General features: G+C 35.2%; 8 protein-coding genes. 5 read left to right on the top strand and 3 right to left on the bottom strand.

What is annotated here, in order from left to right; translation table 11 throughout:
• Nucleotides 1–561 (top strand): chorismate synthase (aroC, locus tag ABY285_RS08170; protein ID WP_372768894.1); only part of this gene is annotated, 561 nt, incomplete at its 5' end.
• Between the two features lie 71 nt (nucleotides 562–632).
• On the opposite strand, the gene ABY285_RS08165 is transcribed toward aroC, so the two are convergent.
• The 3 genes from ABY285_RS08165 to gltB form a co-directional block, all read right to left on the bottom strand.
• Nucleotides 633–1,799, bottom strand: a complete 1,167-nt coding sequence (locus tag ABY285_RS08165; protein ID WP_372768892.1) for an alanine--glyoxylate aminotransferase family protein — start codon at nucleotides 1,797–1,799, stop codon at nucleotides 633–635.
• Nucleotides 1,800–1,986: 187 nt separating this feature from the next.
• Nucleotides 1,987–3,444: a glutamate synthase subunit beta gene (locus ABY285_RS08160; RefSeq protein ID WP_372768890.1), complete on the bottom strand. Its 1,458-nt coding sequence runs from the start codon at nucleotides 3,442–3,444 to the stop codon at nucleotides 1,987–1,989.
• Nucleotides 3,445–3,446: 2 nt separating this feature from the next.
• Nucleotides 3,447–7,949, bottom strand: coding sequence for a glutamate synthase large subunit (gene gltB, locus ABY285_RS08155; RefSeq protein WP_372768888.1), 4,503 nt, complete (start codon nucleotides 7,947–7,949; stop codon nucleotides 3,447–3,449).
• A 116-nt stretch (nucleotides 7,950–8,065) separates the two neighbouring features.
• Between gltB and ABY285_RS08150 the strand changes: the two genes are divergently transcribed.
• The 4 genes from ABY285_RS08150 to ABY285_RS08135 all read left to right on the top strand — a co-directional run bounded on the left by ABY285_RS08150 (nucleotide 8,066) and on the right by ABY285_RS08135 (nucleotide 11,571).
• Complete coding sequence (locus ABY285_RS08150) at nucleotides 8,066–8,239, top strand: hypothetical protein (protein ID WP_372768886.1); 174 nt, start codon at nucleotides 8,066–8,068, stop codon at nucleotides 8,237–8,239.
• A gap of 745 nt (nucleotides 8,240–8,984) precedes the next feature.
• The gene (locus ABY285_RS08145; RefSeq protein ID WP_372768884.1) at nucleotides 8,985–10,484 is read left to right on the top strand and encodes an aldehyde dehydrogenase family protein; all 1,500 of its coding nucleotides are present in this window, start codon (nucleotides 8,985–8,987) and stop codon (nucleotides 10,482–10,484) included.
• 171 nt (nucleotides 10,485–10,655) lie between these two features.
• The gene (locus ABY285_RS08140; protein ID WP_372768882.1) at nucleotides 10,656–11,015 is read left to right on the top strand and encodes a DUF779 domain-containing protein; all 360 of its coding nucleotides are present in this window, start codon (nucleotides 10,656–10,658) and stop codon (nucleotides 11,013–11,015) included.
• Between the two features lie 136 nt (nucleotides 11,016–11,151).
• Nucleotides 11,152–11,571 (top strand): hypothetical protein, encoded by a 420-nt coding sequence (locus ABY285_RS08135; protein WP_372768880.1) that lies wholly within the window; start codon nucleotides 11,152–11,154, stop codon nucleotides 11,569–11,571.
• The last annotated feature ends 91 nt before the right edge of the window (nucleotides 11,572–11,662 follow it).

The raw sequence follows: 11,662 nt of genomic DNA, 5'->3' as shown, positions 1-11,662 counted from the left end.
GATTTCAGCAAAATTGAAAGCAATGATGTTCGTTGTCCGGATGAAATCACTGCTAAAAAAATGATTGCACGCATCAATGAAATTAAAAAACAAGGAGATACAATAGGAGGAACCGTAACCTGCGTCATTCAAAATGTGCCTGTTGGATTGGGTGAACCGATTTTTGATAAATTACATGCACAATTGGGAAAAGCGATGCTCTCCATAAATGCAGTAAAAGGTTTTGAATATGGCAGCGGATTTTGTGGTGCAAAAATGAAAGGAAGTGAACATAACGATATTTTTAATGCCGACGGAACCACAACAACAAACTTATCAGGTGGAATTCAGGGAGGCATAAGCAACGGAATGGATATTTATTTTCGGGTGGCTTTTAAACCTGTAGCAACTATTATGCAAGGGCAACAAACCATTGATAAAGACGGAAATATTGTTGAAATGCACGGAAAAGGACGCCACGATCCTTGTGTGGTGCCACGCGCAGTTCCAATAGTTGAAGCATTGGCGGCGATGGTTTTAACCGATTTTATGTTGATGAATAATGCCTGTGATTTGAAGTAATTTATTTAGTTAATCGTTTAAATTGTTTATTTCCATTAACATTAGTCTCTTTTCTTTAATCGGCTAATTATCTAATTATTCAATATTTTCAATGCTGTTTTTAAACCAATCCCCATTTCAAAAGGATGGTCACATGCAAATAAGCTGCTTTCAATGGCTGCAATCGTGGCAATAATGTCATTATTGTTTACGCTGCCCATATGTCCAACCCTAAAATATTGCGTTTTATGAGAAGGTAATAAGCCGCCTGCTAAAATGACGTCGTTTTTTCCAGTGTTTGCCAAAAAAGCACTTCCTGCTATATTTTCAGGAAAATAAACAGCTGTAAGCGTGTTTGCCGATAAATTTTTATGAACGGGTAAAAGTTTCAATCCCAATGCAATCATGGCTTCGCGAAAAGCAACTGCTATTTTTTTGTGCCGTAAAAATCTGTTTTCCATCCCTTCAGTAACAATTTGTTGTAAACTCACTTCTAAAGCAGCAATAAGGTTTACAGGTGGTGTTCCAAAATAAGAAGGTTGTCGGTTTTCATACGCATGCATAATTGGAAGCCAATTGTTGAAATCGGCATAATAATTACCAACAGGCGTTTTTCTGTTTTTAAATACGTCTAATGCTTTTTTGGAAACTACCAACAAGGCCAAGCCAGGAGGAACGCCTACCGCTTTTTGGGAGGCTGTCAAAACAACGTCAATTCCCCATTCTTCTTGTTGTATTTCTTCACCGGCAACAGAACAAACGCCATCCAAAATTGAAAGCGTATTGTATTTTTTGGCCAGTTCGGCAATGGGTTTGGGATTAACCAAGACCCCGGTCGACGTGTCAACATGCGTTATGGTTAATAATTTATATTTTTTGGCAGCAAGTGCTTTTTCAATTTCATCTAAAGCAACAACATTTCCAACTTCTGATTCTAAAATAGTGACATTTGCTCCGTAGCGTTTTGCAATTTCTGCAAAGCGTTCTCCAAAATAACCAGTTGAAATCACCAAGACATGGTCGTTGGGTTCAATTAAATTGGCTGCTGACATATCCATGGCAAAAGTTCCTGTTCCTGCTACAATAAAAGGCTGGCCGGTTGAAGTTAACCAAACTTTTCGCATTAATTGGATGCAGTTTCCGAAGGATTCAATAAAATTAGGAGCCACATGGCTGGTGGTTGGCGCTCCCAATGCCTGCAATACTTTTGGTTCAAATTCAATAGGGCCGGGAATCATCAATAATTTTCTGTTTTTCATGGGGGAGAATTTTTTTATTTGGTTCAGTAAGTTTATAGGTTTTTATATCTCAGTTTTTAATATTTTATAGTAAATATCCAACATCATAAACGGACCTGTAATTTACAAAATAAAATTCACCTAAGCCGAAACCATAGGTGAATCTATTATAAATTATTTAAAAAAAAAACAGGGGTGTTAAAAAATTTTATACGCCAATTAAGTCGCCGCTTCCTTTGGTTGGAAGATTGCTGAAACCCATTAAATATTCGTCCACTTTTACTGCGGCTTCCCTTCCTTCAGAGATTGCCCAAACAATAAGTGATTGTCCTCTGCGCATATCACCGGCTGTAAAAATATGCGGAACATTCGTTTGATAATCAGTTGCTTGATAGTTGTTTCTAAAGTCGGTTTCAAGACCAAATTGCTCGCTCAATGTTGCTTCCGGACCAGTGAAGCCCATTGCCAATAACACCAATTCACAAGGCCAAACTTTTTCGGTTCCTTCAATTTCTTTTAAAACAGGTCTTTCTCCCGGTTTTAGAATCCACTCTATCTGAACAGTTTTTAAGGCTTTTAAATTTCCTTTTTCATCTGCGATAAATTCTTTGGTGGAAATTAACCAGTTTCTGTCACATCCTTCTTCATGAGAAGTGGAAGTTTTAAGTTTTAATGGCCAAAAAGGCCAAGGCGTTGTTTCACTTCTGTTCACAGGTGGTTTTGGCATAATTTCAAAATTAGTCACGCTTTTTGCGCCATGACGGTTTGAAGTGCCAATACAATCAGAACCGGTATCTCCTCCGCCAATTACAATTACGTTTTTATCGGTGGCGAAAATTTCCTCTTCGGCTATTGAGATTCCTGCATTTCGTTTGTTTTGCTGTTTTAAAAATGTCATGGCCTGCACCACGCCTTTAATTTCATGGCCTTTTGCGGGCAATTCCCGGCTAAGCGTTGCGCCACCACACAATACAACAGCGTTAAAATCGTTCATTTTTTCAATTGGATAATTTACGCCAACATTTACGTTTGTTTTGAATTCAATTCCTTCTTCTTCTAAAATGTCAATTCTTCGGTCTATAATTTCCTTTTCCAATTTAAAGTTTGGAATTCCGTAACGCAACAATCCGCCAATTGCATCATCTCTTTCAAATACGGTTACAAAATGTCCTGCTCTGTTAAGCTGTTGTGCAGCTGCCAAACCTGCAGGTCCCGAACCAATCACTGCTACTTTTTTGCCAGTTCTTTCTTTAGGCGGCTGGGCTAAAATCCATCCTTCTTTAAAACCAATTTCTACAATATTTTTTTCTAAATTCTCAATCGTTATTGGCGGTTTTACAATTCCTAAAACACATGCTTGTTCACAAGGCGCAGGGCATAATCTACCGGTAAATTCGGGAAAATTATTAGTGGAATGTAAAATTTCCAATGCTTTTTTCCACTTTTTCTCATGAACCATGTCATTAAAATCGGGAATTAAATTTCCCAGCGGACAAGCACTTTGGCAAAAGGGAATGCCGCAATCCATGCAACGCGAACCTTGCTTTTCAACCTCATCTTTTTTTAGTGAAACTGTAAATTCTTTATAATGCTGAACCCTTTCTTTTGCAGAAATATAAGTTTCATCTTTTCTCTCAAATTCTTTAAATCCGGTAACTTTTCCCATAACTATATAGTTGCTGCATTAATACTATTTTCTTTTTCAATTCTATCCAATGCTTTTTTATAGTCTGTTGGCATCACTTTTACAAAATGGGTTAAACTATTTCCCCAATCATCCAAAATTCTTAAAGCCAAATCACTGTTGGTATACTTGAAATGATTTTTTATCAATTGTTTTAACTCAATGACATCTTGTGAGGAAATCTCATCAAACGCAACCATTTCCATATTGCAAAGTCCTTTTGTGAATTTCTTTTTTTCATCAAAAACGTAAGCGATTCCACCACTCATTCCTGCTGCAAAATTTCTTCCTGTTTTTCCTAGTACAACTACTTTTCCACCTGTCATATATTCACATCCATGGTCTCCAACGCCTTCAACAACTGCAACAGCGCCTGAATTTCTTACACAAAAACGCTCACCGGCAATACCATTAATATAAACTTCCCCATTGATGGCGCCATATAGTGAAACATTTCCAACAATAATATTTTCTTCGGAAGCAAAAGTGGCTTCATCGGGTTTTTTGATGATCAATTTGGCTCCAGACAAGCTTTTTCCCAAGTAATCGTTGGTGTTTCCGTCAACTTGCATGGTTAATCCTTTGGTTGCAAATGCCCCAAAACTTTGTCCGGCCGAACCTTTAAATTTTATGTTTAAAGTATCTTCAGGCAAGCCATTATCACCATATATTTTGGACAATTCATTGCTTACGATTGCACCAACGGTTCTGTCAGTATTTTTAATAGGAAATTCTAAATACATTTTTTCTTTTCTGTAAATAGCCGGATGCCCCATTCTAAGAATATCAAAATCCAATACATTTTCCAACTCATGGTTTTGATGTTCTGTATTGTATAATGGTTTGTTTGTTTCTGGTTTGTATAAAATAGGGGATAAATCAATTCCCTTTGCTTTGGCGTGATCAATAGCTTTGTTTGCATTTATTTTTTGGCTTTGACCAACCATTTCGTTGATGGTTCTAAAACCTAATTGCGCCATAATTTTACGTAATTCTTTTGCAACGAAATACATGAAATTAATAACATGTTCCGGTGTTCCTTTAAAGTTTTTACGCAGTTCAGGATCTTGAGTTGCAATCCCAACCGGACAAGTATTTAAATGGCATTTACGCATCATAATACATCCAGAAGCTACCAAAGGAGCTGTGGCGAAACCAAATTCTTCAGCCCCCAACAAACATGCAATTGCAACATCGCGACCTGTTTTTAATTGTCCGTCACACTCTAAAACAACCCTGTTTCTTAAATTGTTCAACACCAAAGTCTGCTGAGCTTCAGCAATGCCAAGTTCCCATGGCAGTCCTGTGTGGCGCAGTGAAGTTAATGGCGCGGCTCCTGTACCGCCATCATAACCTGAAATTAAAATAACATCAGCTTTTGCTTTTGCAACACCTGCAGCAATGGTACCAACACCAACTTTGGATACTAATTTTACATTGATTCTGGCTTCTCTGTTGGCATTTTTTAGATCGAAAATTAATTGTGCCAAATCTTCGATTGAATAAATATCATGGTGCGGCGGCGGAGAAATTAGTCCAACATAAGGTGTTGAGCTTCTGCATTCTGCAATCCAAGGCAATACTTTTTCAGCTGGTAATTGGCCACCTTCACCTGGTTTTGCGCCTTGTGCCATCTTAATTTGAATTTCTTTCGCATTGGTTAAATAATTGGTGGAAACACCAAATCTGCCTGATGCAACTTGCTTAATGGCACTACTTCGGCTATCGCCGTTTAAATCTTTTCTGAAGCGGTTTTTGTTTTCCCCTCCTTCACCGGAATTGCTTTTTCCTCCGATGCGGTTCATGGCAATCGCTAAATTTTCATGGGCTTCCTGACTAATAGATCCATATGACATCGCCCCAGTTTTGAATCGCTTTACAATTTCTGTCCATGGTTCAACTTCTTCTATAGGAATCGGGTCCAAATTATTAAATTCAAACATTCCCCTTAAAGTCATTAAATTTTCGCTTTGTTGGTTTATGGCTTTGGCGTAAATTTCATAACTTTCATAGCTGTTGGTTCTAACAGCCTGCTGCAATTTTGAAATTGTGGTCGGATTAAACATATGACGTTCGCCGTTTCGTCTCCAACGGTAATCACCACCTATATTTAAAGGAAGGTTTCCTGCAATTTCAATAGGAGGAAAGGCACTTCTGTGACGCAAGAAAATTTCTTTTTCAATTTCATACAAGCCAATACCTTCAATTCTGGAAGGTGTATTAGGAAAATATTCATCCGTAAAAGCATTGTTTAAACCTAAAATTTCAAAAATTTGGGAGGCCCTGTAAGAATGTAATGTGGAAATTCCGATTTTATTCATAATTTTCAAAACACCTGTTGCAATGGCTTTATTGAAGTTTTGAATTGCTTTTTCTGCTGAAATACCAACAATAAATTCATCTTTAATTTGCTGTCTGATGATTTCATTTATCATATATGGATTAACGGCACTTGCACCATAACCAAATAAAGTGGCAAAATGATGAGGTTCGCGAGGTTCAGCCGATTCTATCACAATGCCAAAACTTGAGCGTTGCCCCATTTTGCTTAGTTGATTGCCAACGTAAGAGCAGCTTAATAAAATAGGTATAGGGGCGTAATTCTCATCAACATTCCTGTCTGTTAAAATAACAATATTACACCCGTCAGAAACGGCGTTATATACCTGTTTCACCATGTCTTTTAAGGCAGCTTCAATTCCGTTCAATCCTTTTGTGATGTCATAAAGTGTTGAAATTGAGACCGATTTAAAATCGGGATGGTTGACACTTTTTAATTTATCGATATCAGCATTTGAAATAACAGGATTTTGAATTAGTAGTTTTTTACATTGCGCTTCAGAAATGTCAAAAATATTTCTGTCGCCTCCAATGGCCAAACTAAAATCTGTAACAATTTCTTCTCTTATTCCGTCTAAAGGGGGATTGGTAACTTGTGCAAACAGTTGTTTGAAATAATTGAATAATAATTGTGGCTCATCAGATAAAACTGCCAACGGGGTATCATTTCCCATAGATCCTATGGCTTCTTTGCCATTGGTGGCCATTGGGGTAATTATCGTGTTTATTTCTTCAATGGTATAGCCAAATATTTTCTGTCGTGCCACCAAACCTATTTCTTCTTTTGGGTTTTTGTTGCCGGTATATGGAATATCAGCCAATGGCAGTAAATTTTTATTTAACCATTTTCTATAAGGCTTTTCTAAAACAATTTTTTGTTTGATTTCTTCGTCGTTTATGATTCTGCCGGCATTCATATCCACCAAAAACATTTTTCCTGGCTCTAACCTTCCGTGATGTGCAACATTTTCAGGTTTAATGTCTAAAACGCCTGTTTCGGATGACATTACTACATTTCCGTCTTTTGTTACGGTGTATCTGGATGGACGCAATCCATTACGGTCTAATAAGGCTCCAATATAATTTCCGTCGGTAAAAGGAATAGAAGCGGGTCCGTCCCAAGGTTCCATAATACATGAATTGTATTCATAAAATGCCCTTTTTTCATCACTCATTGATGGGTCTTTTTCCCAAGCTTCGGGAACCATCATCATCATTACTTCAGGTAAGGAACGGTCAGTCATCAGCAATAGTTCCACCACCATATCCATACAGGCCGAATCGGATTTTTCATCTAAAATAATAGGGAACATTTTTTTTATGTCATCGCCAAAAACAGGACTTTTCATTAATTCTTCGCGCGCTTTCATCCTATTAATGTTACCGCGAAGCGTGTTAATTTCTCCATTGTGACACATATACCTAAAAGGCTGCGCCAAATCCCAAGAAGGAAAAGTATTTGTTGAAAATCGTTGATGAACCAATGCCAAACGGGTAACTAAATCCGGATTGGACAGGTCAATATAATAATTTCTGATATCTTCAGGAATTAAAAGTCCTTTGTAAATTAGCGTGGTAGTTGACAAACTAGGTAAATAGAATTTTTTTCTGTCGGACAATTTAGAATTTTCGACAACATGCTCTGCGATTTTACGGGCTGCAAACAATTTTGCATTGAATTGATTTTCGGTTAATGGATTTCCGTTTTTTCCGATAAAAATTTGCTCAATGTCGGGTTCGTTTTTAGCGGCAATATTTCCAAGATGCGTTTTATTAACCGGAACTTTTCGCCATCCCAAAACTGCCAATCCCTGATTTTTTATTTCAGTTTCTAAGCAATTTTTAAAGAAATTTAGCTGATTTTCATTTTGGGACAAAAACACCATCCCAACGGCGTACTCTTTTGGTTCAGGTAAACTAAAAGCTGTATTTTTTAAAAAGAATTCATGAGGAATATCAATTAATATTCCGGCACCATCACCTGTTTTTCCGTCAGAACTCACAGCGCCACGGTGTTCAAGCTTAATTAGAATTTCTAAAGCATCATGAATTATTTTGTTCGATTTCTCTCCATTTAAATTGCAGATAAATCCCGCGCCACAATTATCTCTTTCAAATTCTGGTAAGTAAAGTCCTTGTTTCAACATGTTCAAATCTATATTTAAAGAATATTTACAAAAATAAATAAAATAATATTGAATGTCTTAAGTAATTACGAAAACGTTGTAATTATTACAATGAAATAATAAAAGTATTGAAAATAATGAAAAGAATAAAAAAGGTGGTGAAAATTTGTCATTTCAAAAATGTAAAAATGACTTATACCACCATTAATTCCCATAAAATTCTAGAAGCTGCGAATGCAATTAACAAAGCGGTTGCTTTTTTTAGTTTTATTGGAGAGATAAATCCAAGACTAATTCTAGAACCAATTTGACAGCCAATTAAAACAGTGAACATTAAAATTAAAGTAATTATTGGTTCAATCGAAAAATTTGGTTTTAAATATTAACCTGTTAAACCAGCAATGGAATTTATTAGGATAAAAAAAACTTGATGTTGCCCAAATTCTCTGAGAAGAATCCTATTTCGTTAAATGTAAAAGTGGTGCTAAAAAGATTCCTCCACCAATGAATGCCATTGGGGTACTCATAAGTGCTAATGGAATTATTTTTCTCCAGCTAAAGAGTTTATTTTTTATATATAGATAAATGCCTCCTGTAACAACCACAATATTACAAAATAAAGCAATTGCTCTAATTTGGGTAAAGGCTAGTGATGTCAAAGCAAGTAAAGCTAAATAACTGGATCTGCCTCCAAAACCAACTGATGAATATAATAGAGCAAATAAAAAAAACAGGATTATTATTTCCCAATTTGAAATAAAAATGTTTAGTCGTAAAGATGAATTCGTCGGTGCCCTGTTTTGAAGCAAATATAATATTACTTTATTAATTAGGAGCAAGGTTTGTAGTAGGGGTAGATTGTTAATTTATCTAATAAAGGATTATAGAACATTTAAAAATACCGTTTAATTAATTGTAAAATGTTAACTTTTGAAAATAACTATCAGATTAATAATATTTTCACTAAATTAGAAGATGAAAAATCTATGCTGTAATTTACTATGCTGGGTGTCATATTCAATTCTAAATTAAATAGTAACATTAAAAATTATAAAAATGAGTTATTCAAAACCAAAATTTAAAGAAAAATATGGGAATTTCATTAATGGTAAATTTGTAGACCCAGTAGGAGGAGAGTATTTTGAAAATACATCGCCAATTGACAATTCATTAATTGCAAAGTATGCGCGTTCACAAAAAGAGGATGTAGATAATGCAGTAGCAGCTGCAAATGCAGCTAAAGATGCTTGGGGAAATACTTCAGCAGCGGAAAGAGCGGCACTTTTAAATAAAGTAGCAGATATTATTGAGGCAAACTTAGAAGAATTTGCTTTGGTAGAAACCTGTGATAATGGAAAACCAATTAGAGAAACTTTAAATGCGGATCTTCCATTATCTGTAGATCATTGGAGATATTTTGCAGCTGTAATTAGAGCAGAAGAAGGTTCTGCAACTGAATTAGATGCAAATACACTTTCTATGAATATTAAAGAACCATTAGGTGTGATTGCTCAAATTATTCCATGGAATTTCCCATTATTAATGTTGTCTTGGAAATTACCTCCAGCATTGGCAGCAGGAAACTGTGTTATTTTAAAACCAGCAGAGCAAACACCTTCTTCAGCAACGTTATTAATGGAGAAAATTGCAGATGTGTTTCCTCCGGGAGTTGTAAATGTAATACAGGGTTTTGGCCCAGAAGCAGGTAAACCTTTGGCTTCACATTCTGGAGTTAATAAAGTGGCTTTTACAGGGGAAACAACTACAGGTCAGTTGATTATGCAATACGCTTCTAAAAATTTAAATCCTGTTACCATGGAGTTAGGGGGTAAGTCTCCAAATATTTTCTTTAACAGTGTTATGGATAAAGATGATGCTTTCTTAGATAAAGCAATTGAAGGAGCTGTATTATTTGCTTTTAATCAAGGTGAAGTTTGTACGTGCCCTTCAAGAATATTAGTGCAAGAAGATATTTATGATAAATTTATGGAAAGAGTAATTGCAAGAACAAAGGCAATTATTCAAGATAATCCTTATAATGTATCTACAATGATAGGAGCTCAAGCATCAAATGACCAATACGAAAAAATTCTTTCCTATATTAAAATAGGTAAAGATGAAGGGGCAAAAGTGTTAGCAGGTGGTGATGCTTGTAAGCTATCTGGTGAATTGGCCAACGGGTATTATATACAACCGACTATTTTAGAAGGACACAATAAAATGCGTATTTTTCAGGAAGAGATTTTCGGACCTGTTGTAGCGGTTACTAAATTTAAAGATGAAGTAGAAGCATTGGAAATTGCAAACGACACACTTTATGGTTTAGGTGCTGGTGTATGGACCAGAGATGCACATCAATTATATCAAATACCAAGAGCAATTAAGGCGGGTAGAGTTTGGGTAAATTGCTATCATGCATATCCGGCTCACGCACCATTTGGTGGATATAAAAAATCAGGATTTGGCCGTGAAAATCATTTAATGATGATGAATTATTATCGTCAAACTAAAAACATGTTAATTTCTTATGATAAAAATAAATTAGGATTCTTTTAGAAGGTAATTATTAATAATCAAGAGGGTGTCTAAAGAGACTTAAAATTAGTTATTCTGAATTCATTTCAAAATTTTATAGTACTGATTTTTAAATGTTAGTATTAATTGAGTTAAGTTCAGGTTGACGAAAATTTGATGCTTTATTATACATCCTCTTAATAATTTATATAAATGAAATTTGAAAGAGTTGCAATAACTACTGAAGCTGCAAAAATAATTAAACAACTTAAAGCCAAACACGGAGAATTAATATTTCACCAAAGCGGTGGGTGTTGTGATGGTTCTGCACCTATGATTTTTGAAAAAGAGGATATGTATTTAGATGAAAGTGATATTTTGCTTGGACAATTAGAAGGGGTTAATTACTATATGAATCAAGACCAATTTGAATATTGGAAACACACACATTTAACAGTTGATATTACCAAAGGAAGAGGTTCTAGTTTCTCGCTTGAGATTCCTCTCGGTATCAGGTTTATTATTCATTCAAGAATATTAACTGATGAAGAAAACGAAACATTAAATAAATAGGAGTATTAAATTTTTGCTAGAAATAGTAGTGTATAAGCAATACATTAATAGCTTTATTGCGAAATATATACATGAATTAGAAAATATTTTTTGATTTAATATGCTAAAAAGGTATATTTATGCAAAACTAATATATATGAAAATTGAATGCTGTCCAAATTGTGGTTCTGACGAATATGTTAAAAGTGGTGTCATAAAAGATAGACAACGCTATAAATGCAAGAAATGCGGCTATTATTTTACTGTAAATAAAGTTGGTAAGCAAATTGATTCCTATTATGTGAATAAAGCTTTGCAGCTATATTTGGAGGGTTTGAGTTATCGGGAAATTGAACGTATTTTAGGTATTTCGCATGTGAGCATCATCAATTGGGTTAAAAAATACAACATTAAGCGCCCGTATAGTTTTGAATATCATTCTACCTACAAGATTTTAAACGCTGCCGAACTTGCTAAATATTTTTCAAACAATAAAAATTTAATCGGTGCAGGCGTCATTGTCACAGAGCTTGGAGATAAATTTATGTTAATTCGCTGGGAGCGATTTAAAGGGTAGCTATACCAATTTACACATATATATACTAAATTTTAAAACCTGCATTTTTCTTTTCATATTGTTATCGCTAAAAATGAATTCTTTAGCGAAA

It is taken from the genome of Lutibacter sp. (assembly GCF_041555395.1).
Taxonomy (GTDB): Bacteria; Bacteroidota; Bacteroidia; order Flavobacteriales; family Flavobacteriaceae; genus Lutibacter.
This window is presented reverse-complemented; position numbering and strand designations above follow the sequence as displayed.

Excerpts from the sequence above, each read along its gene's own strand:
- ABY285_RS08145 (WP_372768884.1), top strand. The coding sequence starts at position 8,985 with ATGAGTTATTCAAAACCAAAATTTAAAGAAAAATATGGGAATTTCATT.
- ABY285_RS08165 (WP_372768892.1), bottom strand. The coding sequence starts at position 1,799 with ATGAAAAACAGAAAATTATTGATGATTCCCGGCCCTATTGAATTTGAA.
- ABY285_RS08135 (WP_372768880.1), top strand. The coding sequence starts at position 11,152 with ATGAAAATTGAATGCTGTCCAAATTGTGGTTCTGACGAATATGTTAAA.
- ABY285_RS08140 (WP_372768882.1), top strand. The coding sequence starts at position 10,656 with ATGAAATTTGAAAGAGTTGCAATAACTACTGAAGCTGCAAAAATAATT.
- ABY285_RS08160 (WP_372768890.1), bottom strand. The coding sequence starts at position 3,444 with ATGGGAAAAGTTACCGGATTTAAAGAATTTGAGAGAAAAGATGAAACT.
- gltB (WP_372768888.1), bottom strand. The coding sequence starts at position 7,949 with ATGTTGAAACAAGGACTTTACTTACCAGAATTTGAAAGAGATAATTGT.
- ABY285_RS08150 (WP_372768886.1), top strand. The coding sequence starts at position 8,066 with ATGAAAAGAATAAAAAAGGTGGTGAAAATTTGTCATTTCAAAAATGTA.